A 23956-nucleotide genomic window follows, 5' to 3' on the forward strand; every position below is an offset into this window, starting at 1 on the left:
CATCGCCGGCAAATCGGAAGCGTCGTCAATGCCGGTTGGCGGCGAACGTGCCGGATATTACCAGCAGGCCGCCGGCCACGCTCCACCCGTCGATCGATTCGCCGAATACGAGCAGGCCCCACACGGCGGCAAATACGATCTGCAGGTACGTGACGGTCATCGCGCGGCCGGCTTTGACCGCGTGGAGGCCTTTTGTGATGCAGACCTGTGCGATCTGTGCACACCCGCCCACCCCGACGATCAGGATCAGCCACTCCCACGGGGACGGCCATTGCAGGTCGGTGAAGGCAGCCGTCGGTGCAGAACCGATGGTCGCCACGAGCGGGAAGTAGAACACGATCACGAGCGGGTGTTCGCTCGTCCGAAGACGGCGGACGATAACGTACGCCGTGGCCGCACAGATCGCACCCAGCAGGGCGACGCCGACGTATAGTGGGGCCAACCCGGCCACACCGCTCCCGAAGACGAAGGAGGGCTTGGCGATCATTACAACGCCGATCAGGCTCGCAGCAGCGCCACCGATTTCCATGGCGGAGAGCGATTCATTCAGCGCCACTGCAGCGATGATAGCCACAAACACGGGGTTCGTGTAGTGAATAACGGTCGCGTCTGCTAGTGGGAGCTTTGTCAGCGCGTAAAAGAAACAGGTCAGTGCAGCAAACCCGAAGAGGCCGCGTAGCCAGAGAAGCTTCTTGTTGCGCCCAAATACCTGGTCGATCCCGGACCAGCGAATAAGGAGATAGCTGTAGATCAGGGTGACGACAGCACGAACCCAGACGATCTGCTGGCTGGGAAGTCGTTCGCCCGCCAGCTTCACGCACACGGACATCACGCTCCAGAAAAACGCCGCCCCGACGAGGTAGGCGATGCCGGAAAGGGACGAACCGTCGGACGACTCGGACATGCGGGGAGGCGATCGGAAAAGCCAATGCGTACGTCTAAAGTCCCGATTCCGGAAGGGGTTCGCCCGGTCCTCGCTGCGCTTACTGAAATCACGCCGTCTGCATGTCGGGATCTCACCGTAAAGACGGTGGGAAATGGACGGTCATTGTATAAAACTACGGTCTTTTCGAAAATAACCCTTTGACGGCAGGCAAGATGAATGGGCTCAGGCTTCCCACACCTACAATAATCCATCCTGCCCATGTCGGTGGCGACAGGGAGAGCACCTGCGCGATTGGCGGGATGAAAACGGCACCTGCCAGAAGGAAGACACAGAGGACGAGAGCCATCCAGATGTAGGGGTTGTGCGTCACGGCATTCTTGAAGAACGCGCTGCCTGCCGGTCGCATGTTGAATACGTGGGTGAGCTGGGAAAGAGCCAGCGTCAGGAAGCTGACCGTTACCGCCTCCGACGGACTGTAGTCCATGGAGCACATTGCGATCAAAAATGAGGCGATGACCGCGACACTCATCACGCCGCTGTAGGATACAATCTCTTTCCAGTCTTTCTGTCTCAGGATCGGTTCGTCCGCGGGACGGGGAGGGCGCGAAAGAGCATTTTCGTCGGCATCGGTCATACCCAGGGCGAGCGCTGGAAAAACGTCCGTTACCAGGTTGAGGAAGAGAATCTGAAGGGGAAGGATGGGCAGAGGCAAGCCGGAGAAAGCCGCTCCCCCCACGACCATGACCTCCGCCACGTTGCAGGAGAGAAGATAGCGGACGAAGGCCCGTATATTTCCAAAAATCGTCCGCCCTTCTTCAACAGCCACAAGAATCGTCGCGAACGCATCGTCCTGTAAAACGACGTCCGCGGCGTCCTGAGCCACCTGCGTCCCGCGCTGACCCATCGCCACACCGATGTCCGCGCGCTGAAGCGCGGGGGCGTCGTTTACCCCATCGCCCGTCATGGCGACCACGTAACCCTGATCCTGAAACGCATCGATCAGATCAAGTTTTTGCCGGGGGGAAACCCGCGCGTAAATCGACACGCCGTTTTCGACGTGCGGTTTAAAGGCGCTACCGTCTACGACCTCCGCCGCTTCATCATCCACGAGTCCAACGGCCAGAGCCACCGATCGGGCCGTTGCAGCCTGATCTCCGGTCACCATGACGACTCGAATGCCGGCCGATCGGCACGTTTCAACAACGTCGCGCACGTCCGACCGGGGAGGGTCCAGAAATCCTATGAGGCCCAGAAGCGTCAGATTGTCAAACGGTGCACCGGTCGACGGTTCTCCGTCATCCTGACGCGTTGCCAGCGCGAGAACGCGGAGCCCGTCGCGCCCCAGTTCTTCGTTCATCGCCGCCCACTCGGCCCGGCGGTCCGCCTCAAGATCGGTGCGTTCGACGTTCGGGTCCGGGTCGTCGGAGGGCTGTCCGTTCGTCGACACCGCGGCGAGCGATTCTGCAGCCACCACGCCGGTATGCGTGGATCCTTCGAGAACGGCCTCCGGCGCCCCCTTCACTATAACGCGCGTCCGGTCGGCGACCCGGTGCATCGTTGCCATCTGCCTCGTCTCTCGACTGAAGGCGACGCGGTTCACTTCGGGCATCGCGCGCCGGAGGTCCGCTATTTCCACACCGGCCTCCTGTGCGAACAGGAGGAGGGCGATTTCCATGGGATCGCCCGTGCCGCGTCCGTTCTCCTCGGAGAGCGTCGCGGAGGTGCAGAGCGCCGCCAGCGCCATCGGGTCCGCAATCGCCGAAGGCTCGGATCGCGGATCGACGGGCTCCGCGGGGGAGCCATCATTGGTCGCCGGCACCCACCGGACGACGCGCATCTCGTTCTCCGTCAGCGTTCCGGTTTTGTCGGTACAGATGACGCCGGTGGCGCCGAGCGTCTCAACCGATGAGAGCCGTCGGACGAGCGCATTGCGCCGGGCCATCCGGCGGAGCCCCCGGGCAAGCGCAATGGTCGCGACTACGGGCAATCCTTCCGGAATGGCCGCCACCGCGAGAGCAATCGCCGTTTCGAGCATTAACTGCACATCTTTGCCGGAAAACACGCCTGCCGCCCCGACGGCAACTGTGATTACCAGAACGACGCGCAGAAGGCTCTTCCCGAGCCGATCCAGGCGTTCCTCCAGCGGGGTTCGTTCCGCCGTGTCCGTGGCCACCATGTCGGATATTTCGCCGACTTCCGTTTCCACCCCCGTCGCGACGACGACCCCTGTTGCGGAGCCGGTGGCGACGGAGGTACCCTTGTACGCCATGGACGGACGCTCCGCAAGCACGGCCGCCGGATCCACCGGCTCAGGCGCCTTCTGGACTGGCGCCGACTCGCCCGTGAGCGCTGATTCGTTAATCTGTAGCTGAGCGGCCGTCAACAGCCGGAGGTCAGCGGGAACGAGATCGCCCTCCTCCAGGCGCACGATGTCTCCGGGGACCAGGTCGTCCGCCGGAATCTCGCGGCTCTCGCCGTTGCGAACGACCACGCAGATGATGTTGTCCATCTCGCGAAGGGCCTCCATCGATCGGACGGCTCGCCATTCCATCGCCGCTCCGATGGCCGTATTTAGCACCAGGACAATCCCGATGGCCCCGGCCTCCACGACGTCCCCCATAGCGAACGCGACAACGGCCGCTGCCGCGAGGAGGAGGACCACCAGGCTTCGGAGCTGTCGGATGATGATGGCTGTCAGTCGAACCGGCTCCGGCTCTTCCATGCGATTCCACCCGAACAACTCCCGGCGCCGGTCAACCTCCGCGTCCGTCAGACCGGACACCGACGATCCTAGTTCGTCGCGGACCTCGTCCGGCGATTGGGCCCAGGGTGCCTCGAGGGCGGGCCGGTTCCTCAACTCGGACATCTCATCGGTCGGAAATGAGGGGCCGGACGGTCCAGGTTTTGCCATAGCAGTTCGGGACTCTACATCGGGGATCACCTCCGAATATGCGGCTTCTCACCCGAAGCCGGTACCCCGGCAACGATGATCCTCAGGCCCGAGAATCGCGCACGCCGTTGACGGTAAATCCACCACACGAATCACTATGTCGCCTTCGGCGCACCGGCTATTGATCTTCCCGGGAGTCGTGCGTACTCTTGATCCGGTTGTTCTTTCCGGACTTGCGAAGCAGGCGGTCGCCACCCGGCGGCATCCTGCGAAGAAATATACGACGTGGACGTTGCGCTGACACGCTCCATCTATAATGACAGAGCGGGATGATGCACAGCATACCCGGTCGGAGCAGTGTGTTTTCGGTGAACGGCTTGCGGAAACCTACATAGAGCCCGTTACTATAAATCCTGCAACGGCTAACGACAGCGACGAACCGATCGCTCTCGACCCTCGGGCCGCCTCACCGGTCCCGTGTACGCCGGCAGGAAATTCCATCGGGACATGGCGCAGCCCGGTTAGCGCGCCGCTCTGGGGGAGCGGAGGTCCCCGGTTCAAATCCGGGTGTCCCGACCATAGCAGCCGGTTTTCGGTTGCCACCGACACTTGACCCGTCTGTCAACAACCGTCAGACGCCTGACTTCCACGCCGTTTCTGGCTCTCCGCCGGGGACGGCGTTTTTTGATTCATCCCCGCGTCGCTCGCGCGTCCGCTCCGCCGACCCCGTACGGCCTCCGGATTTCTTTGACCACGACTAGTTGACGTCTATGCCTGCTGATTCCGCCGCCGGCGAACGGTTCGCGCGCGACATGCGTCGCGTCCGGGAGGCCCGCGACCTGACGCAAAACGACATCCACGAGGAAACGCGAATCGCGGTCACGCTGATCGACGCGTTCGAACGGGACGGCCTGTTCGAGCATCCGGCGTTCAACCGGGTGTATCTTCGGTCGTTTGTCCGTGCGTATGCGGGTTGCATCAACGTCGACGCCGATCGGGCCCTTAGCCACCTCGAACGTGCACTCCAGGGCGCATACCAAAACGAACTTGCGGTGCAAGAGCTGGGCGACGCGCCGGAAGCACCGGCCGTCGATGAAGAGATCGAGGAACCGGAGGACACCGACGCCGACGAATCTCCGCCGACGCAACGCGATCGGCCTCGGGGAAGCCAGGAGCGTACGCAGAATGTATTTGACCCGCGTCCCGTCGGATCATCCTCGTCCGACGCCTCCTCCACGGACCCATCAAGAAGCCGCTCCGAACGGGAAGCCGACGACCGCTCCCCATCTGCACCGGCCGCGTCCGACCGTGATGATCGAAGCACGTCCGAGAGCAGACGCGAGACGCCGACGCAGGCGGATGCTTCCGATCGAGACGACCCGGAAGGCGCTTCCCCAGGCGACGACGCGGACTCCCCGCTTGATCGTACGGTAGACGACGGTCCGAGTCACGTCGCAGACTCATCCGTCGGGCTCACGGCCGATGCCCGGCGTAATACCGGCGACGTCTTTAACAAACGACCGATCACAGACGAAGGGGAAGAAGCCGAAGACGATGAGAAGGTAGAGGAACGCGGACCTACCGAAGCATCTTCAGAAGATGAACGCGATCCCGGCCACCCTGCTTTGTCCTCGCCGGACGAATCGACGGGGGGAGAGGCCTCCGGAGAATCTACGGACCCATCGAGCGAGTCGAAGGAAAAGGAAACGGATTCCGCGTCACCGGGAGCGCGCTTTCGAGCCATGCGCGAAGGGGATGACGATGCACCGCCACCGCCTGCGCACGGCGAGATGGTCGGCACCCCGCGCCCAGTTGGCGCAGACCGCGGCGACGCCTCCCGGGATGCCGAGGCTTCCTCGCCATCTCCGTTGACGCAGCGGGAGCGCCAGGAACGGGCGGCACAGGATACGACCGGTAGCGGCATAGATTTTCTGCTCGAGAACCGGCGCTCGATCACGATCGGTGGGGGAGCCGTGGCAGCACTTCTAGCCATCGGACTGGTCTGGTTCATGATGGCCGGCTCGCCGGATGCGGACGAATCGGCAGCCTCCGAGCCGAGGACGGACACCACGGCACAGCCTGCGACCGCCCCCGAACCGGAACCGCAACGGCCCCCGCTTGCGAATCTCGCGATCGGGGATACGATCTACCTAATCCTGCAGGCCGAGCGAGACGTCTCGGGCATTCGCATTCAGCGGGATAACGATCTCCGGCGCCCGTACTGGATTAACGAAGGCGAGTACGCGGTCTTCCCGTTTACAGACCGCATCATCGTGTGGGACCAGCTGGAAAACGTGGACGTGCTGCTTGAGAACTACCCGTACCCCGAGACCACGGACGTGCGGGGCCGGCTCGTGATCACGAGAGACTCCGCGCAGACGTTTGCAGACACCGTACGCGGCTCGCCTGCACAGTACAGCACGCCCCCGGACACCTTCCGCCTCAGTCCGCAGGGCTTGCAGTAACGCGGACCCGGCGATGCCGTGCGGTTCTCGCGCCCGGGTAGCCTGCTACGCTCCGAGAGACATCTGCGTTCACCGAAAACGGACGGCGTGCGCGCGAGATTTCTCACGGGGTGGTCACACCTTTCGTAGGCGTAGCGCCTACGTTGACTATGGTTGGTGGGTGCCAATCATTCGTGCATCTATGCCCGCGCGGACACGCTCTACGACCCGATTGTCGACTCATCCTTTTCTTTCTATCATCTACATGGACCTCCTCGAGCGCACGAACGAGATGCTGTCGGAATTGCCGGACCCGTCCGACGTCTCACCGGAGGAAGCGAAGTCCGTCGTTCCAGCCCTGCGATCGCTGGTCCGACAGCACGATCACCGGTATTACGTGCAGGACGACCCGCTCATCACCGACGCAGAATACGATCGTCTCTATCGCGCACTGAAGGCGCTGGAAAAAGCGCACCCGGAACTTCAGTCCGACGACTCACCGACCCGGCGCATCGGGGGTGAACCCATCGATGCATTCGAGAAACACGAGCATCCCGAGCCGATGCTGTCGCTCTCGAATGCATTTGACGCCGGCGAGCTGCGCGAGTGGTACGATCGGTGCCGGCGCGGCCTTCGAGAGGCTCACGGAGACGTCGAACCCGAGGTCGTAGCAGAACTCAAGATCGACGGTCTCGCCGTTGCCCTGACCTACGTGGATGGGCGCCTGGACGTGGCTGCCACGCGAGGGAACGGCCGCGTGGGAGAGAATATCACGCACAACATCCGGACCGTGCACCGCATCCCCATGGTCGTACCCATCGAGGGCGATCGCACACCGCCCGAGCGTATGGAGGTCCGGGGCGAAGTGTTCATGCGGAAAAGCGAGTTCGACGCGCTGAACGGCCGTCTCCGAGAGGCCGGCGACGAGCCGTTTGCCAACCCCAGGAATGCTGCCGCCGGGACGTTGCGGCAGTTGGATCCGAGCATCACCGCGCAGCGGCCGCTCAGTTTTTTCGCGTACTCGATCGGGCCTGCGACGGGCGACGTGCCGACGTCGCATCACGAGATTTTGGAGATGCTCGGGGAGTATGGCTTGCCTCTGGACGACCATACCCAGCGGTTCGACGACATCGAGGCGGTCGTCTCATTTTGCGAAGGCTGGATTGAGCGACGCGACTCACTCGACTACGAGATCGATGGCGTTGTGGTCAAAATCGACGCGCTTCCGTACCAGGACGAGCTCGGCTCGATTTCCAACGCTCCCCGATGGGCCGTCGCCTTCAAGTTTCCGGCCCGGGAGGCCACGACGACGCTGGAGAAGATTATCGTCAACGTCGGCCGGACGGGTGCCATCAAACCGGAGGCGGCCCTTTCTCCCGTTCAGATCGGAGGCGTCACCGTGTCGCAGGCTACCCTCCACAACGAAGACTACATCGCCGACCGCGACATCCGGGAAGGCGATACGGTCGTAGTCAAGCGTGCCGGCGACGTCATTCCGCAGGTTGTACGCCCTGTGCCGGATGCACGTACGGGCGAAGAAACCCCGTGGACGTTTCCCACGGTATGCCCCGAATGCGGCACCGACCTCGTCCGCCTTGAGGATGAGGCCGACTGGTACTGCATGAATACCGAGTGTCCCGCCCAGTTTCGGCGTCTCGTTGAGCACTTCGTGTCCCGAAACGCAATGGACGTCGAAGGACTCGGCGAGCGCGTCGCACACATGCTGGTCGACGAGAGGAAGATTCAGACGCTCGCCGACCTGTTTCGGCTTTCGGTCGACGACCTGACGTCCCTCGAAGGCTTCGCTCAGAAGAGCGCGCAAAACCTCGTCGATGCGATTGAGGAGGCCCGTGACCGTTCGCTGAGTCGTCTCCTCTTTGCCCTTGGAATCCGACACGTCGGCCGAACGGTCGCGGAAACGCTGGTGAAGCATGTCGCTTCGATTGAGGCCCTCGCAGAGGCGAAAGCCGAGGACCTCGTCGCCATCGACGGCGTCGGCCCGGTTATCGCCGAGAGCATCGTCGACTGGTTTGCCGTCGATAGAAACCGCACCCTTGTCCGGGAATTACAGGCTGTTGGCGTCAACACAGCACGCAAGGCACACGAAGCGCCGGCAGATGAGGCATCGGCAGCCGACCTACCGCTGACGAATCATACGCTCGTCATCACCGGGAGCCTCGATGGGCTCACGCGTAAGGAGGCGAGTGAGATGATCGAGCGCGCTGGTGGAAAGGTAACGTCGAGTGTGAGTGGCAACACAGATTACCTGGTGAAAGGCGATAACCCCGGCTCGAAGTTCGACGATGCGCGCGATCGGGGGATTCCGATTGTGGAGGGGGCCGATGCGCTGCGTGCGCTTGTCAGCGGCGAATCCATCCCCGACAGGGTGGAAACCTGAGACGGTCGGGGCACGCCCGCGCCGCTGTCGTTGAATCTTTCAAGCGGTCCGGGCATTAGCACGCCGTAGCTTCGATCCGCCCACACCGGAATGGTCGAACGCGTGTCCCCGGCACGCCGTCCTCCTCCGTCCCGAGCGGAATCTCTTCACGATGTGGTTGCGACTGCATGGGCATTTTAGAATCAGTTGGCCTCACGAAACGCAAGGCGCGTCCCGTCGGTCAGGATCTTGAAAGCGGCCGTACGGACGAGGAGAGCCAGGCTCGACGTCATTGGCTCGTACGCGGAGGCATGTTTCTGGCGCTGGTCGTGATCACCGTGCTGGCCTTCCCACGCGGGGAGGTCTACGAGTACACCGTCGACATCGGGGACACCTGGAGACAACCGACACTCGTCGCCTCCTTCAATTTCCCGATTCGAAAGGACGCAGATCGGGTGTCCCGCGAACGTCAGACCGCCCGCCAGGAGACCCCGCCGTATTTCCAGGAGCTGCCAGGCGCGCAGGCCCAGATGGCCGCCAATCGAGACACGCTCCGGCGCCAACTGGACCGAATTCTCGAGGCGTACGCGGACTATCGCTTCCACGCATCCCGCAATCAATCAGCGGCGGCGAGGTCGGACTCAACCCGGTACGTTGAACTCCGTCGAAACGCCCTCGTCACGCTCACGCCAGGTCAGTGGCGCGTGCTGACCGACTCGTATCTGCGGCAGATTCCCGAACTGTCGCAGACATCCCGTGAGCCTGCCACGGGGCAACGCCTTGACCTGCAGCTTTTAGAGGACGCCTTCGGGCTCGGTACACAGCTCCTGCGCATTGGCGTCATGAACCGGTCGCGGGACTCGGTATACACGGACAACATCATCATCCGAAATGAGGAAGAAAGCGTTCAGCGTTCCGTTTCAAAGGACAACGTCTACGGACTAAACGAAGCGTACGACTACGCCCGAAAACAATTTGACGAGCGCTACCCGAACGATGAGACTCGTGCAGGACTGGCATACGCCTTCTTCCGCGACATCTTCCAGACCTCGCTTCGCTACATGCGGGCCGAAACGATCCGTGAGCGCGACCGGCGGTCCGGCGAGGTGACCGCCTACGTTGGCGGCGTTCGTGAAGGAGAGGTGATTGTTCAGAAGGGGGAGCGGATCACCGAGGAGATCAAGCGCAAGCTGACGTCGCTGGAGCGGGAGAAAAACGAACGGACCGCCGGTCAGCTGCCCTGGTGGCAACTTCTCGGCGAGGCCATTTTCGCCCTCGTGACCTTCCTCTTTTTCTTCTACTATCTCTTTCAGATCCGGCGTGAGATCTGGGATGACGAGCGAGATATGCTGCTCATCTCCATCACGCTTCTCGCCATCATTGCGCTGTTCGGGGTGACCGTTCGCATCCCCTGGGCGCACCTGTATGCCGTCCCGATCGCTCTGGCGGCAGTCATGCTCACGATCATCTTTAACTCTACGATCGGCCTGTTCTCAACGCTTGTACTGGCGCTGATCGGCGGGCAGATGACCGGGCTGGACCTTGAGTTCACGTTCGCCTCGTTCATTGCCGGAGCACTGGGTGTGTTCAGCGTGCGCGACATCAAGAACCGCGGGCAGTTCGTGCTCAGTGCGGGCCTTGTCTTCTTCGGCTATCTACTGGTCATCGTCGCGACCTATCTATACCTCGGAACGCCGGCGGATCGCCTGGGACGCGAGCTCAGCTTCGCGGCCGTTGGGGCTTCGTTTACGATCACAGCGTATCTGGTGCTCTGGATTCTGGAGCGCACGTTCGACGTGACGACGGATCTGACCCTGCTGGAACTGTCAGACACCAACCGGCCGCTGCTCAAAGACCTCAGCCTCAAGGCACCCGGCTCGTTCAACCACTCCCTTCAGGTCGCCAACCTGGCAGAGGCGGCCGCGGACCGGATCGGGGCCAACGCGCTCCTGACCCGCGTCGGCGCCCTCTATCACGACATCGGGAAGATGAAGAAGCCCGAGTACTTTGTCGAAAACCAGCGGGCGGGCGCCAACCCCCACGACAAGCTAAAGCCGCGGATGAGCGCGCTCATCATCGCCAGCCATGTTAAGGAAGGCCTGGACCTGGCCAAGAAAGCGAACCTGCCCGAACGCGTCGTCAACTTCATCCCGACGCACCACGGGACAGCTCGCATCGAGTACTTCTACCGAAAAGCCGTTGAACAAACGGCCCCGGACGACTCTCCCGTGCTGGAGTCGGAGTTTCGCTACCCGGGACCGCGCCCCAATTCCAAGGAGACCGGCATCCTGATGCTTTCGGACTCGGTCGAAGCGGCCAGCCGGAGCCTGGACGACCCGACACACAACCGCCTAAAGTCGCTCATCGATCTCATCTTCAAAGAGCGAATTGAGGACGGCCAGCTCGATGACACCGGGCTCACCTTCCGAGACCTGCGCCAGATCAAGGATACGTTCTTGCAGATGCTCCTGGGCATCTACCACGTCCGCGTGAAGTACCCGGACCAGGACGAACAAATGGAGGACGAGGATCGCCCGGTGGTCAGCGCCCCGACGGAGATCGACCTCGACACGTATCGCTCCGTCTCGATCCTCTGGGAAGATGACGTCGTCGGCACGCCAGAACAGAGCGTAAGCGCCGAGCGTCTTCGTGGGATTCCGGGCGTTCGGGAGACGCGCGCGCCGCGGCCCGATCTGGCCGAGGCCTCCCCACACCACCGCGCCACACGCCCTCGGCCCGGCGGTCCGGAGGACAACCGGCAGAAGGACGGCGCTTCGTCTGCGGAGGGCTCCGCTGACACGGGCGGGGCTGAAACCGGTGCAGACGCGTCGGGCGACGGTGCATCGAACGCATCGACAGAGCCGACGAAGAAGACGGGTGACGGGGCCGAACCGGCGGATGCAAAAACACAGGACGACGCATCAACCTCGTGAGGGGCGACCTCCTGAGGCGCCCTGCACAGCTTCGACTGCGGAGGATGCCTGTTCCGACGGTTTCTCACTCGATCCAGGCAGCCACCTCACGCCGGCACCGCCTCCGCGATGGCGTCCAGCGAATCCTGACTGACCAGGATCTCCAGGCGACTTCGGGGCGGTTCGTCTCCGAGGAGTGGGAGCAGGCGCCGGCGGCTCGGTGCCGTGTAGAGAAGAAGATCTGTCTGATCGATGAAGCTGTCAAGGTGCTCCGTACCCTCCTCGATCGACGCGGCAATCACCTGTCCACCAAACGCGGAGTGCTGGCGCACCATGTTGGAGAGGGGAGGAATCGTCTCCCGGTAGCGCGTGACGAGTCCCAGCGTGTCGTGCTCCCGCAGGCGCGCCACTTTCTCTAACACCGTGGCCGGCAGATGCGTGACGTAGCCGATCGTGTCTGCACGTGGCACCGATCGCATCACGCGGTCCAGATGCTCAAATGTCGTGAACACGTAGTCCGCGTCCTCATGCCGGTCGAGAGATGCAATCGGCACGCTTCGCACGGTGCGTTGCAGGACCCCGCTGATCTGCTCGGCCGCCATGTCGTTGATCTCGGCGTAGGGACCGACGAGGATCAGCTTCCGGTTCATGCTCGCGTGGTCGAGCAGGTTCGTCTGTTCCTGAAACAGATACTCGATCTCCGCATCGTTCAGTCCGAGCCCGATCAGCCGCTGGAGGGATTCGTTGACGATCTGCGCGCCCTGTTCCATCCGTTCGCTCTTGTCAAGCGGCGTGCGCTCCTGAACGGTGTATCCGCTTCCTACCTGGGCATTCAGAAGGCCCTCTTCCTCGAGGGCCTGATACGCTTTTCGAACGGTATGAAAGGAAACACCGAGCCGATCGCCGAGCTTCCGCGTAGAGGGCAGCGTGTCGTTCACCTTGTAATGACCGCTCGCGATCAGATAACGCAGCTGCTCGATCAACTGCGTGCTGACAGGCGTCTTGGATTCACGGTCCAGAGATAGAAGCGACATGAAACGCGATGTCTTCCTGAGAAAACGGACGATAGAGCGACATTCATCCCGATCAAATCCGACCGACGGTGCATGCCTAGCACCTCGCTCGGAGGGATCACGCGCGGAGGGATACCGCGATGCAGTGCGTCGGGATGGGCTGCACCGCGGACGCGCCGCTACTGATCGAAGTCGCTGCAGCTCATGAAGTAGTGGCACTTCGAGCACCGATACTTGCAGCCCTGATTGAACAGGCGTGAGCCGCAGTTGGGGCAGTAATCCCAGTAGTCGCCGGAAACGGAAGTCTTGGCGGCGTCCGTCGGTTCGGTCGCCTGATCCGCTTCGTGGTTCACCGGCGTGTCGGACGGGGTCGGCGTCATCGGGAGAGGGAGGAGGTATGGGAGGATCGCGAGGGTGGTGGCTGGTCGGTGCGGTCATACCGCGCCGATCGAAGCGCCTCCAGCAGGGTTTCCTGATCCGGCCATTCCTGATCGAGCAGGGTGTGGGTTTCATGGCCGAGCGTCAGGTGGATCTTGCCCGGCGCCTCACGAACGTCGAACACGGGCTGCCAGTTCAACGACCCGTCGCGGGCGACATCATCGATGGTGCGAAGCGCAGCCATGCCGGGATAGGCGTGCAATTCGGCAATGCGAGAGGAGAGCCGAAACCGGGTCCACCCGATGGCGATCATGAACGCAATCGGCGCCCCGATCGCTACATGCGGTAGCGGGTCGATGCCCTGAAGCACCTGTACGGTTGCCATGATCATGAACGGAAGCATGCACGTTCCGAGGGGCGTCACCAGCGCACCGGCATACACGCGAACCGCCGATGCATCGCCCGGATGGTGAACGCTTCGAAACTCAGACACGGCAGCGGGAAGTCGAGGCAGCGAGAATGGGAGATGAGCACAGGGCAGCCGGTCTGCGGTGCTCGTCGCGGGGTTTATTCCGCGTCGGTGCTCTTGGAGTCGTCGTACGGCTCGATGAGCGCCGACAGTTCCTCGTACACCTGCTCATTACCGGACGTGCGAGCGGTATGGCGAAGGTTGCGCACCATTCGAAGCAGGATCTCCGTCGGCGGTGCAGCCTCAAAATATGCCGGTTTCGGTTGAATGCCGGCCCGCAGCAAAAAGCGGACGCATTCCTCCCGGGACACCGGTTGACCGTCGTTGAAGACGTCGAAATATACCTCGCCGCGTGCGTCACTATACTTTACGAGGAAATGCGCAGGCATGCCAACACCGTATAGCGGGATGGCGAGGCGGTCAGCCACCGATATTGCGATCACGGCAAGGCTGATCGGGATGCCGAGGCGGCGGTCGATGACGCGGTTCAGATAGCTGTTGTTGGGGTCGTCATAGTCATCGCGATTACCGGTCAGGCCGATGTCGTCCGCGAGAAACTCCATTAGCACACGGGCCCGATCTACGCCGACGCTCTGCATCACACGTTCTTGCACCCGGTCGGCCCATTCGTCCAAAATCTCCTGATACGCTTCCACATCGAGGCCGGGAAAACGATGAAGTGCCAGGATGAACGCGCCCCGCTCGAGGTTGGGCTCGTCGGCACCGAGGATAGCGTGCCACGCCGTCTGGATGTCGTTCCAGTGCAACCGCCGCACCACCTCGTCGATCTGGTGCCGCTGCTCTCCCTGACTCGCATCGTAAGCGCGACGCAGGGCGGGCATCGCCTCTCGCCCGAGGTCCTTCAGCCGATTCTGCACCTGCTCCTGTACGTCCTCGTCTGGATCGTCGAGAAGGCGCACCAGCGCATTCACTTCGCGCTGAATCGTCTCGTCTACGAGCGCGTCGGACACCCGCTCGGCAAGCAGGCTGTCCGTCGAAGCCCGCCCCGGATTCGACGGCGTATCGGGACGGTCGGACGGCGAAGAAGGACCGGAGGAGGGAGGCATGAGGAGAGGCTGGTTATGGAAGCACTGAGTGACTCTCTACGGGGAGCGTCGCGGAACGTGTCGGATACTACCGAAAAAGCACGCCCGCGGCCTCATCGGCTGCAGGCGTGCTGTACACGGGCGCCGTCTCCGTCCCGGCGGCGCAGTGCGCTGGCACGCATGACTACGAGGTGACGGATCCGTCACCGCCCGCGGCCTGCTCGATCAGTACGGCGTCGTCATCGTCTTGCTGGTGGAATGCGTAACCGAAGTGCTCCGGCGCGTCGAACGTTTCTTTCACCGAACGCGGCGAAACCCAGCGAAGCAGATTCAGCGGCGAACCGGCTTTGTCATTCGTCCCGGACTTCCGCGCGCCACCAAACGGTTGCTGCCCCACGATCGACCCGGTCGGTTTGTCGTTGATGTAAAAGTTTCCGGCCGCGTGCTCCAGACGATCCATGGCTTCGGTCACTACGTCACGGTCGCGGGCAAAGATGGACCCCGTGAGCGCATACGGGGAGGTCTCATCGACGAGGTCGAGCACGTCGTCGAATTCGTCGTCCGGATACACGTAGACAGTGGTGACGGGGCCGAAGATCTCCTCCTGCATCGTGCGCTGCTTCGGGTCGGTAACCTGAATCACCGTCGGATCAATGAAGTACCCGACAGCCTTGTCATACGTCCCGCCGTAAATAATCTCCGCGCTGTCGTCGTCGCGGGCGTCCTCAATGTAACCGGTAATATTGTCGAACGCGCGCTCGTCGATGACGGCATTCACGAAGTTGGTGAAGTCTTCCGGCGGGCCGACCCTAATTTCGTCAAGCTGTTCACCCATCGACTCCCGGATTTCCGGCCAGAGAGACTCCGGTAGATAAAGCCGGGATGCCGCGGAGCACTTCTGACCCTGGTACTCAAAGCTTCCACGTACGATAGCGGTGGCTACCTGGGTCGGATTGGCGGTTTCGTGCGCCACGATGAAGTCCTTCCCGCCGGTCTCGCCGACAATCGTAGGGTAGGTGTTGTACGTCTTGAGGTTCTGCCCGATCGACTGCCAGAGGTGGTCGAACGTTTGCATCGATCCCGTGAAGTGTAGACCGGCGAAGTGCTCGGACGCGAGCGCCGGCGTGCCGACCTTCGCTCCGTCGTCGGCGGGGAGCATATTGATGACCCCGGGCGGCAGACCCGCCTCCTCGAAGATCTCGTTCAAGAAGTACGCGGAGTAAATGGAGCGCGTCGCCGGTTTCCAGACTACTGTGTTTCCGAGGATGGCCGGCGCCGTCGGGAGATTGCCCTGGATGGCGGTAAAGTTGAACGGCGTAACGGCCAGGACGAACCCTTCGAGGGGGCGATACTGCATCTGATTCCACATGCCCCGCGCGTTGTTCGGCTGGTCACGGTAGATCTGCTCCGCATAGTGGACATTGAACCGCAGGAAGTCGATCAGCTCGCACGCCGCGTCAATTTCCGCCTGAAATACGTTCTTGCCCTGCCCGAGCATCGTGGCGGCATTCAACGTGTCGCGGTACCGATCCGCGATCAAGTCGGCCATCCGGAGGAAGATAGCGGCACGATCCGAGAAATCCATCGCCGCCCAGTCCTTCTTCGCCTGCATCGCCGCGTCAATGGCCTGCTCCACTTCAGCCTGACCGGACTGATGCACGTATCCGAGTGTGTGCTGGTGATCGTGGGGGGGCGCTACACGCGTCGTCGTACCGGTCTTGACCGCCTGACCGTCGATATAGGCCGGGATCTCGATCTCCTTTTGCCGAAGGTCCTTCAGCGTCTGCTGAATGGACCGACGCTCCGGCGAACCCGGCGCGTACTCGAGGGTCGGCTCGTTGGACGGAGGTGGCGTCGTCGTGTAGGCGTTATTCATCGCGGGAAAAACTGTGAGTGAGAGCGGGTGAGAAGCTGCTTCCGGCATCGACCGGGACCGCTTCCAAATACACGTACTGCATTCGCTTGTTCGACGATTTCCGCAAGGAGAGAAGGGCACCAAACCCCTTCGGTCCACCCCGGTCCTGCGTATGCCGGAGTCAGCAGGCGAACCTCTCGGCAGGCCGCGGGTTCGCGCATCGCCGGCGACGATTCCCTTCCTCATGCCCCGCCCTCCGTCTGTGTCTGCTCGCTTCGAAACCCTGATGGCGCTCCGCTATCTGAAAGGCGCGGAGGGTCGAGCTGAAGGCCGCAGTTTCCTCCGGTTCATCACCTACGTCGCCATCGGTGGCGTGGCCGTCGGCGTCGCGGCGCTGCTCCTTTCCCTCGCGATTGTCCGTGGCTTCAGTCAGGAAATCGAGAACAAACTGATCGGGTTCGGCTCCCACATCCAGGTGAGCAGCCACGTCCAGGATAGCCCGCTGGATAACGCGCAGGCGCTGGAAGCAGGCATCGCCGGACTGGACTCCGTCGCGACCGTCTCACCGGTGGTTCAGACGTTCGTCCTCCTCCGACAGTCGGAACGCTCGATCGACGGCGTCGCTCTAGTCGGGACGCGGACGCCGCCGTCCTATATGGAGGGCCGCATCATCGACGGCCGGTTTGACCTCGGATCGGCGGCTGAGCCGGGGGTGGTCGTCGGTCAGACTCTGGCGAAGCGGTTAAAGCTGAAGGTCGGACAGCGCGTTGCCGCGTTTGCACTGCAGCAGGGTGGACAGGGCCTCCAGGTCGAACGCCCCAGGGTCAAATCACTCGTCGTCCGCGGCATCTACGAAACGTCGCTGCTCGACGTCGACGATACCTACGTCTTCACGAATCTCACCACTGCCCGGGACCTGGCGGAATACCCCGAATCCCAGGTGTCGCGCTTCGATGTCACGCTCTCCGACGTCGCTTACGCAGACAGCACGGCCCGTAGCATCCAGGAGCGCTTTGGATGGCCCGTCCGCACGCAGACCATCGAACAACAATTTGCCGGACTGTTTGCCTGGGTCAACCTCCAGGAAGGCATCATTCCCCTGGTGATCGGCGTCATCGTTCTGGTATCTGCCTTCAACATCATCGGCGCGCTGCTCATGCTGATTCTGGAGAAGACGCGCGAGATCGGCGTACTGCAAAGCCTGGGAGCCTCAGGGTCGACGTTAAAACGGTTGTTCTTACTGCTGGGCTTGCTCATTGGAACGGTCGGAACGGTCATCGGGGAAGGCCTCGCGCTGGCCCTCGGCCTCATCCAGAAACGCTACGAACTCATCCCCCTGCCGGCCGATGCTTATTACATGACGTCGGCACCGGTGGAACTGAACGCGCTGGACTTTCTGCTCGTCGCGGCCGTGACGTTGGCCCTGTGTAGTCTCGCCGCATACATCCCGGCACGTGTAGCCGCACGCATCGAACCGGTCCGCGCGATTCGGTTTCAGTAGCCGCCGCGGCCCCGCAGCTAGACCACCGCAGGTCATCGGGAGAACGCATACCCCCGTTCATCGCGGCCACGAATCGATATGGCGCTGCCACGCTCAGCCGGCCTTTTCTCGCACCGATCCCGCCCGCCTGTTCCAGGTTCGTCCTCGCGAATCAACCGCATGCAACGAATCCGCGACGTGTGCATCCTAACGAGACGAGACTGATACAAGCGGTCCGTAACGCAACGCGAGAAGCGGCGGCATGATGAGCGACCGTACTCCACAATGTATTATCGCCGCCGTCGCGTACGATAATGCCCGATTTCTATTTCTCTAAACGTCCTCACGCATGCCTGAAACGACGCAACACGTCCCCCGCGTAGCCGAGGGTGACGAAGCCCCCGACTTCACGCTGTTCACCCACGACATGGAGCCGTGGACACTGTCCGAGAAACGTGGACAACCGGTGGTCCTCCTGTTTTTCCCGGGTGCCTTCACCAGCGTGTGCACTACGGAACTGAATGCCGTGAACACCGACCGCGACGCGTTCGGGGCACCGGAAACCGCCATCGTCGGTATTTCCACCGATTCGCCGTTCGTCCTCGACGAGTTTCGGAAAGTGAACGATCTGCAGTTTTCGCTGTTAAGCGATCACGATGCAGATGTCTCAGAGACCTTCGGTGTAAAGTACGAAAATGACTTCACACCGATGAAGCTCGACCGCATTTCAATGCGTTCCGCCTTTGTGATCGACGGCGACGGCATCATTCGATACGCCGAGATCACGGAAAACGCCGGCGTGCAACCCGACTTCGACGCCATCAAGGAGACGCTCGACGCCCTGTAGGAGCCTTTGGCCTTCCGCCAGGGTAGAAAACCCGGATTTCCAGACGTCAACCTTGAATTCGTCGTTTAAGAAACCGTAAAATGTACAACCGGCCGGGACACGTTCGTTGCTCACGACACGTCCCGTCCGACCGGTTCGACGCTCGAGTGGGGCATACGTAGTCCGTGGATGGCTGGAGGGCCTGCGGTTGCGCGCCTCGCTCGGGCGTCGCTTATTCACGGTATTCCCGGCGAGACCGGGCGAGTCGCCTTCGAGGTCGCGCGGGGTTGGACTTTATCGTTCACCCCTTCCTTCCGGGCCCTCTCGTCAGATACACGCGGGTGGGAAGGTGCCGATCTATGGACTCACCTCTACTGATTTCTAAATAGATATTTTTCCTCGTGGAGTCTTCTGATGCGACGCACCGTCCCGATACCGACGGAATGCTCTCAATCGCCTGCGTCCAGTGTGCCCCGAAATACCTGCAGCCCGACGCTAACCGCGACGCGGTGGACGATCTGCTTGACGGAATCCACGCCGACCTGATCGTCCTGCCCGAGTTGCTGACGTCGGGATACTTTTTTCGGTCGGCGGAAGACGTCGCATCGGTGGCCGAAGAAACCCCCGGACCGACGACGGAGTGGATGCACGGATGGGCCGAACGCCTCGACGCCACGCTGGTCGCCGGACTTCCCGAGCGTGACGGCGATGCCATCTTCAACAGCGCGGCTACGGTCGGGCCGGCGGGTCACGTCGACACGTACCGAAAAGTTCACCTGTTCAACGAGGAGAAGCGGTGGTTCGAGCCGGGCAACCGGGGGTTTCCGGTTCACGACATCAACACGGCGTCGGGCACCTCGTACCGGCTGGGCGTAATGATATGCTTCGACTGGTACTTTCCGGAATCGGCGCGCACCCTGGCGCTGCATGGGGCGGATGTTATCGCGCATCCGTCGAACCTCGTTCTACCGCACTGCCCGAACTCGATGCCCATTCGAGCACGGGAGAATCATGTCTTCACGATCACCGCGAACCGATACGGCAGCGAATCGAACGGCACCGAAACGCTCGACTTCATCGGGCAGAGCTCTGTCTGCGCGCCGACGGGCGACGTGCTATATCGTGGGGATAGAGAGGGCGATGAGGTGTTCACTACGCGGATCTCTCCACTCGCTGCTCGCGACCGCGCCATCAACGCGTATAACGACACGTTTGCGGACCGTCGGCCCGATGCCTACGACCTGACCGGGTAGCATCGGCGAGGAGGAAGCCACCTCTCGGTTCGGTGATAGGCAAGACGCCCGAACGGTAGCCGGCGCGTCAGGAACCGGAACTTACGTCAGCAGGTCATGGTCGGCGACAATGATTCCGTCGTCGTCGGCGTACAGGTAGTGTCCGGGCTCGATGAGGCAGCCGACCACCGTGACCGGGACGTCGACGGCACCCACACCGTTCTTCCGGCTTTTCCGTGGCGACGTGCCCCGTGCCATTACGCCGATATCCATGTCGCGCAACTCGCGCGAGTCGCGGACGCAAGCGTTGAGAATGACGCCGGCCCACCCGTGATCGATCGCCCGCTGAGCCATACGATCTCCCAGAAGCGCACACCACGTCGACCCGCCGCCGTCTACAACGAGGACGCGGCCGTCACCCGGGGTGGCGAGTCGCTCGCGCATCAGGACATTATCCTCGTGCACGTGAACCGTTGATACTTCGCCGCCGAAAGACCTGCGGCCGCCAAAATGCCTGAGACCCGGCGCGGCGACCTGAACGTCGCGGTTGTCGTCGTAAAGATCTGCGGTGGAGATGGTCATACCGTTTTGAAAGCGGCGTCGAGGAGGGAGGATGCCGGTGCTCGTTCGAGGCAGGCGAGACCAATCGATCAGGCGAGACCAAGTGCCTCGCGGATGCGCTGCTGCGGATCTGGATGTTCGTCGGCGTCGAACGCGGTGCCCGTAAGCTGTTCGTAGAGCTCGATGTACCGCTCCGTTACGCGGACGCGAAGTGCATCCGGTAGATCAGGCATCGTCTGATCGGGCTGGCCCGTGAATCCGTGGTCGCGTAGCCAGTCGCGAACGAACTCCTTGGAGAGCTGTCGTTGCGGCTCGTCGGCCGCCAGACGCTCCTCGTACCCGTCGGCGTAGAAATAGCGCGAGCAATCCGGCGTGTGCACCTCGTCGATGAGGACGATGGACCCGTCCGGAGTCCGCCCGAACTCGTACTTGGTATCGACAAGGATCAGATCGCGCTCCGCCGCCATCTCCGCGCCGCGTTCGTAGAGGGCGCGAGCATACGCCGCGCACTGATCGAACGTGGCGCCTTCGATAATACCGCGCTCGATGACCTCGCTCCGACTGATGTTCTCATCGTGGCCCTCCTCCGCCTTCGTCGCCGGTGTCAGGATCGGATCGGGAAGGGGGCTATTCTGCCGAAGCCCGTCGGGCAATGATACGCCCGAGATAGAACGCTCGCCGGCATCATACAACCGCCACGCTTGTCCGGCCAGGTAGCCGCGCATCACGAACTCGACCGGAAGGGCCTCGCACGCGGTCGCCACCGTTACGTTGGGATCCGGCACCTCGCGGACATGATTCGGGACGATGTCGGCGGTGGCGTCGAAAAAGTAGGCCGCCGTCCGGTTTAGAATTTGTCCCTTAAAGGGGATCGACTGCTTAAGGATGTGATCGAACGACGAGATTCGGTCCGTCGTGATGAGTACGAGATCACCGTTCCGCCGATACGTATCCCGAACTTTTCCCTGGTACCGCTCGCCCAGATCATCGAAGTGGGTGATGTCGAGCGTATGATCGAGAAAAGCGTAGATGCGATCTGCGTCCATGGAAACGGGGAAATGAGACAGGCGGATGAGGGGGACGTTCGAGGAGACCGTTGACCGGCGATGGGTGGACGGGGATGGGTGTGCCGCATGCAAGTCGACTACGGGAAACTTCAGCCCTACGTCCATCAGATGCAAGCGCCTCCGCCCGCGAGAGGATGCTTCCGGGCAATCGTCGAAATCGACCGTCCGGGACAGTCGGAACCGACCGTCCGGGACCGTCGGAACCGGACGTCCGGGACAGGTAGTGTGTGAATGTGTGACGGTAGCGCGCGGAGCGTCAGTCTCGAACGGGGACGTCTTCGCCACCGGTCGATTTGCGCACCCGAAGGGTGGGCCGGATCAGTTTCGACATCGTCCGGCCGGCGTTGGCGCGACGGAGCCGCTGTAGCAGCACGTTTGTCGCCTCTTCGCCCACGTCGTGCATGTTCTGCGCCACGCTGGACAGGCCGATGAAGCGGCTGATCTTTATATCGTCGTAGCCGATCAGTGCGATATCATCCGGCACGCTCTTGCCCGCGTGGCGAATGGCCTGCCATGCACCGATCGCCTGAACGTCACTGCTGGCGAAAACGGCCGTGACATCGGGATGAGCGTCGAGAATCACCTGCATGCCTTCGTATCCCGACTCTTCACTGAAGCCATCATGCTTGGCGGTTTCCCCCTGCGCGATCCGATCGGGATCGAAGGGGAGACCTGCCGCTTCGAGGGCGGCCCGGTACCCTTTGACGCGGGCGTTTCGCAGCCGGTTACCGTCGTGCGGCGTGGTAATCATGGCGATATCCGTGTGCCCTTGCTCGATCAGGTGGCGGACCGCCATCTCGGCGCCGGGCTCCTCGTCCCAGTAGAACGAATCCATGTCGTCCCACTGAGTACCCACGAGTACGACCGGTGCGCCGAGGGTGCTCAGCTCCCCCGCGATCTCTTCATCCACGGGCAGGCCCGCAACCAGCAGGCCGTCCATGGCCCCGCGCGCGAGAAACTTTTTCAGCGTCGCCTTCGGAGCTTCCCAGGACAGGTCGCAGAGGAGGAGATCCAGATCATTCCCGTCCAGCTCGCTGCGAACACCTTTCAGTAGCTCATTATGAAATGGCGTGGTGAACGTCGGAACCGCCACAGCCACTGTACGGGTCGCTCGTTGCGCGAGCGACTTCGCCGTACGGTTGGGACGAAACTGGAGCTTCTGAATGGCCTTCAGGACCGTCTCTCGGGTGGAGTCTGAGACGTCCCGCGAATTGTTCAGGACGCGCGACACCGTCGAAATCGCCACCCCGGCATGCTCGGCGACATCGTAGATCGTCGTTTTTGAATCGTCCCGTGGGTCCTGAGTCATGATGGAGTGTCAGACAATGAGTGGATGCAGGCACCGGCGACTGCACGGTGCCCGTCCCGAGCCGTTGGAGTCGTCCCCGTCCGAATACCGGACGCGATTGTTCGCGCCATTACTCTGCAACGTCCGAAAGCATGCGATGATGCAGCGCGCCGAAGTACGCACTGGCCGCGGACGCCTGTTCGGACTGCGATGCCTCACGAAGGGCCTCCGTCACGACGGCCTTCGACGCTCTGAGCGCGTCAACCAGAGACCGACCGCTCCATAGGCTCTGTAGGATCGACATCATTAGACCGCTGGAGCGGCCGGAAAGGTGACCGACACCGTCGACGAACGGCGCTTCAAAGACGGCGAGTTCGTCTCCGTCGTAGAACAGGTCAACGGCGTAATTCGGGGCTTCGGTTTCCGTGTCGAAGTGGTGCGTTGCCAGGCGACCACACCGAAGCAAGACGTGCGATGCACCGCGCTGTCCGATTCGCTGAGCGGCTACCTGCGCGTCGTCGAGGCTCGGAATCTCCATTCCGGCGAGAAGCGTCGCGTCGGTCAGGCTCGCGCTGACGAGATGCGCCGCTCCCATACGCTCACTGATGATTTCCAGCGTTTCCGGCTCGACGATGTCCTCACCGCTCGGACCGCTCAGCGTAAGATCGAGCACCACCGGCCCGTCCAGGTACGTCTCCAGCATCTCAAAAATAGCCTCTGCGGACGCCGGACTTCCGACGACGCCGATCTTCGCAGCGGTCGGCGACGCGGTTTCGAACACGTGCTCCAGTTGCGCCCGGACGGTATCCGACGGCACCTCCAGAACATCGGTGACCATCCCATGACCGGCGACAACGTGAGAGGTGCAGACCGTCAGCGGCGTCGCACGGAATCCCTGAGCTGATAAGATGTCGGCCGTGAGACCGCGCTCCAGAGCTGGATACTGTGCACCGATAACCAGGGGGCGGAAAGAAGAATCCAATGTATCAGACACTCGTCGAGACTCTGCGTTAAGTTTCAGTGGCGATCAAAGAGCAATGATGCGGTCGAGAGCGCCATCATGCCGGGGTCAATCCCTAACATACCGGATGAATCGCCGCGTCACAAGCGCGACAATGGCGTTATCGCCGCAACGTTTCACAATGGCTTGTGTACATTACGCCTCCTGCGAAAGTTCGCTGCGGCTGCCGACCGCGCATAGCGGCCCTTTAGCCAGCCTGCCGTTGCCGCTA

The 23956-nt window shown here is 62.1% G+C and carries 17 protein-coding genes and 1 tRNA gene; 7 read left to right on the top strand and 11 right to left on the bottom strand.

From position 1 onward, the window contains the following. Positions 1-25 precede the first annotated feature (25 nt). Complete coding sequence (locus ACFCU0_RS02230; RefSeq protein WP_434972031.1) at positions 26-904, bottom strand: DMT family transporter; 879 nt, start codon at positions 902-904, stop codon at positions 26-28. A gap of 154 nt (positions 905-1058) precedes the next feature. Beyond that, positions 1059-3752, bottom strand: coding sequence for a cation-translocating P-type ATPase (locus tag ACFCU0_RS02235; protein WP_434972032.1), 2694 nt, complete (start codon positions 3750-3752; stop codon positions 1059-1061). Positions 3753-4277: 525 nt separating this feature from the next. On the opposite strand from ACFCU0_RS02235, the gene ACFCU0_RS02240 reads away from it, so the two are divergent. From ACFCU0_RS02240 to ACFCU0_RS02255, 4 genes are all read left to right on the top strand, one after another. Next, positions 4278-4355: transfer RNA gene (locus ACFCU0_RS02240), tRNA-Pro, on the top strand. Positions 4356-4546: 191 nt separating this feature from the next. After that, positions 4547-6241: a helix-turn-helix domain-containing protein gene (locus tag ACFCU0_RS02245; protein ID WP_434972033.1), complete on the top strand. Its 1695-nt coding sequence runs from the start codon at positions 4547-4549 to the stop codon at positions 6239-6241. Between the two features lie 244 nt (positions 6242-6485). Further along, positions 6486-8618 carry an NAD-dependent DNA ligase LigA gene (ligA, locus tag ACFCU0_RS02250; protein WP_434972034.1) on the top strand — a complete coding sequence of 711 codons (2133 nt, stop codon included), beginning with the start codon at positions 6486-6488 and terminating at the stop codon, positions 8616-8618. A 167-nt stretch (positions 8619-8785) separates the two neighbouring features. Continuing rightward, positions 8786-11530, top strand: coding sequence for an HD family phosphohydrolase (locus ACFCU0_RS02255; RefSeq protein WP_434972035.1), 2745 nt, complete (start codon positions 8786-8788; stop codon positions 11528-11530). Positions 11531-11616: 86 nt separating this feature from the next. On the opposite strand, the gene ACFCU0_RS02260 is transcribed toward ACFCU0_RS02255, so the two are convergent. The 5 genes from ACFCU0_RS02260 to pruA form a co-directional block, all read right to left on the bottom strand. Then, positions 11617-12543, bottom strand: a complete 927-nt coding sequence (locus ACFCU0_RS02260) for a GntR family transcriptional regulator (RefSeq protein ID WP_434972036.1) — start codon at positions 12541-12543, stop codon at positions 11617-11619. 158 nt (positions 12544-12701) lie between these two features. Further along, entirely contained in the window at positions 12702-12902 is a 201-nt protein-coding gene (locus tag ACFCU0_RS02265) for a hypothetical protein (RefSeq protein ID WP_434972037.1), read from the bottom strand. Beyond that, the gene (locus ACFCU0_RS02270; protein WP_434972038.1) at positions 12899-13393 is read right to left on the bottom strand and encodes a hypothetical protein; all 495 of its coding nucleotides are present in this window, start codon (positions 13391-13393) and stop codon (positions 12899-12901) included. Before ACFCU0_RS02270 ends, ACFCU0_RS02265 begins: the two co-directional genes overlap by 4 nt. 74 nt (positions 13394-13467) lie before the next feature. Further along, a complete protein-coding gene (locus tag ACFCU0_RS02275; protein ID WP_434972039.1) occupies positions 13468-14436 on the bottom strand; it encodes a SirB1 family protein in 969 nt (322 codons plus the stop codon). A gap of 163 nt (positions 14437-14599) precedes the next feature. Continuing rightward, the gene (gene pruA / locus ACFCU0_RS02280) at positions 14600-16291 is read right to left on the bottom strand and encodes an L-glutamate gamma-semialdehyde dehydrogenase (RefSeq protein ID WP_434972040.1); all 1692 of its coding nucleotides are present in this window, start codon (positions 16289-16291) and stop codon (positions 14600-14602) included. Positions 16292-16532: 241 nt separating this feature from the next. Between pruA and ACFCU0_RS02285 the strand changes: the two genes are divergently transcribed. From ACFCU0_RS02285 to ACFCU0_RS02295, 3 genes are all read left to right on the top strand, one after another. Then, positions 16533-17771 (top strand): ABC transporter permease, encoded by a 1239-nt coding sequence (locus ACFCU0_RS02285; protein WP_434972041.1) that lies wholly within the window; start codon positions 16533-16535, stop codon positions 17769-17771. 328 nt (positions 17772-18099) lie between these two features. After that, positions 18100-18597 (top strand): redoxin domain-containing protein, encoded by a 498-nt coding sequence (locus tag ACFCU0_RS02290; RefSeq protein WP_434972042.1) that lies wholly within the window; start codon positions 18100-18102, stop codon positions 18595-18597. Between the two features lie 380 nt (positions 18598-18977). Continuing rightward, positions 18978-19829, top strand: a complete 852-nt coding sequence (locus ACFCU0_RS02295; protein ID WP_434972043.1) for a nitrilase-related carbon-nitrogen hydrolase — start codon at positions 18978-18980, stop codon at positions 19827-19829. Positions 19830-19910: 81 nt separating this feature from the next. On the opposite strand, the gene rraA is transcribed toward ACFCU0_RS02295, so the two are convergent. The 4 genes from rraA to thiD all read right to left on the bottom strand — a co-directional run bounded on the left by rraA (position 19911) and on the right by thiD (position 23706). Continuing rightward, the gene (gene rraA / locus ACFCU0_RS02300; protein ID WP_434972044.1) at positions 19911-20390 is read right to left on the bottom strand and encodes a ribonuclease E activity regulator RraA; all 480 of its coding nucleotides are present in this window, start codon (positions 20388-20390) and stop codon (positions 19911-19913) included. A gap of 68 nt (positions 20391-20458) precedes the next feature. Then, on the bottom strand, positions 20459-21415 hold the full coding sequence (locus ACFCU0_RS02305; protein WP_434972045.1) for a phosphoribosylaminoimidazolesuccinocarboxamide synthase: 957 nt from the start codon (positions 21413-21415) through the stop codon (positions 20459-20461). Between the two features lie 277 nt (positions 21416-21692). Further along, a complete protein-coding gene (locus tag ACFCU0_RS02310; RefSeq protein WP_434972046.1) occupies positions 21693-22745 on the bottom strand; it encodes a LacI family DNA-binding transcriptional regulator in 1053 nt (350 codons plus the stop codon). 109 nt (positions 22746-22854) lie between these two features. Continuing rightward, entirely contained in the window at positions 22855-23706 is an 852-nt protein-coding gene (gene thiD / locus ACFCU0_RS02315) for a bifunctional hydroxymethylpyrimidine kinase/phosphomethylpyrimidine kinase (protein WP_434972047.1), read from the bottom strand. Between the last annotated feature and the right edge of the window lie 250 nt (positions 23707-23956).

The sequence above is a fragment of the Longibacter sp. genome, from assembly GCF_051155795.1.
GTDB lineage: Bacteria > Bacteroidota > Rhodothermia > Rhodothermales > Salinibacteraceae > Longibacter.

What these genes read in the sequence shown, in the direction of transcription:
- ACFCU0_RS02230 (WP_434972031.1), bottom strand. Translation starts at nt 904, where the DNA reads ATGTCCGAGTCGTCCGACGGTTCGTCCCTTTCCGGCATCGCCTACCTC.
- ACFCU0_RS02235 (WP_434972032.1), bottom strand. Translation starts at nt 3,752, where the DNA reads ATGTCCGAGTTGAGGAACCGGCCCGCCCTCGAGGCACCCTGGGCCCAA.
- ACFCU0_RS02245 (WP_434972033.1), top strand. Translation starts at nt 4,547, where the DNA reads ATGCCTGCTGATTCCGCCGCCGGCGAACGGTTCGCGCGCGACATGCGT.
- ligA (WP_434972034.1), top strand. Translation starts at nt 6,486, where the DNA reads ATGGACCTCCTCGAGCGCACGAACGAGATGCTGTCGGAATTGCCGGAC.
- ACFCU0_RS02255 (WP_434972035.1), top strand. Translation starts at nt 8,786, where the DNA reads ATGGGCATTTTAGAATCAGTTGGCCTCACGAAACGCAAGGCGCGTCCC.
- ACFCU0_RS02260 (WP_434972036.1), bottom strand. Translation starts at nt 12,543, where the DNA reads ATGTCGCTTCTATCTCTGGACCGTGAATCCAAGACGCCTGTCAGCACG.
- ACFCU0_RS02265 (WP_434972037.1), bottom strand. Translation starts at nt 12,902, where the DNA reads ATGACGCCGACCCCGTCCGACACGCCGGTGAACCACGAAGCGGATCAG.
- ACFCU0_RS02275 (WP_434972039.1), bottom strand. Translation starts at nt 14,436, where the DNA reads ATGCCTCCCTCCTCCGGTCCTTCTTCGCCGTCCGACCGTCCCGATACG.
- pruA (WP_434972040.1), bottom strand. Translation starts at nt 16,291, where the DNA reads ATGAATAACGCCTACACGACGACGCCACCTCCGTCCAACGAGCCGACC.
- ACFCU0_RS02290 (WP_434972042.1), top strand. Translation starts at nt 18,100, where the DNA reads ATGCCTGAAACGACGCAACACGTCCCCCGCGTAGCCGAGGGTGACGAA.
- rraA (WP_434972044.1), bottom strand. Translation starts at nt 20,390, where the DNA reads ATGACCATCTCCACCGCAGATCTTTACGACGACAACCGCGACGTTCAG.
- ACFCU0_RS02305 (WP_434972045.1), bottom strand. Translation starts at nt 21,415, where the DNA reads ATGGACGCAGATCGCATCTACGCTTTTCTCGATCATACGCTCGACATC.
- ACFCU0_RS02310 (WP_434972046.1), bottom strand. Translation starts at nt 22,745, where the DNA reads ATGACTCAGGACCCACGGGACGATTCAAAAACGACGATCTACGATGTC.